Below are 243 nucleotides of genomic sequence, written 5' to 3'. Positions count from 1 at the left end.
CAAGCTGTTATTGGATGCCGGTTATTTCCATGACGAGGTGATTGCTGAGACGCAAAAACATCACATTCTGTTGTTCTGCCCGGAAGGCAATGAGCATCAGAGCCTAAGAAAAATCTACCCAAAATCGCGGTTTATTTATCATGCGGAGAAAGACCTTTATATCTGCCCGGCCAATGACAGGTTGCTGCCTGTCAGTACAGTAAAACCTTCCGAAAAGAGCCGTGGGCATCGAGTTTATACGGG

1 protein-coding gene is annotated in these 243 nt (G+C 46.5%); it reads left to right on the top strand.

Annotated features, from left to right (window positions below; genetic code table 11):
• Window positions 1–243: hypothetical protein (locus tag C5470_RS22380; RefSeq protein WP_422631108.1), on the top strand; the 243-nt coding region annotated here is incomplete at both ends.

This window comes from Photorhabdus stackebrandtii (assembly GCF_011189495.1).
Classification (GTDB): Bacteria; Pseudomonadota; Gammaproteobacteria; order Enterobacterales; family Enterobacteriaceae; genus Photorhabdus; species Photorhabdus khanii.
Note: the sequence above shows the minus strand (reverse complement) of the source record. Positions and strands in the feature narration are given on the sequence as shown.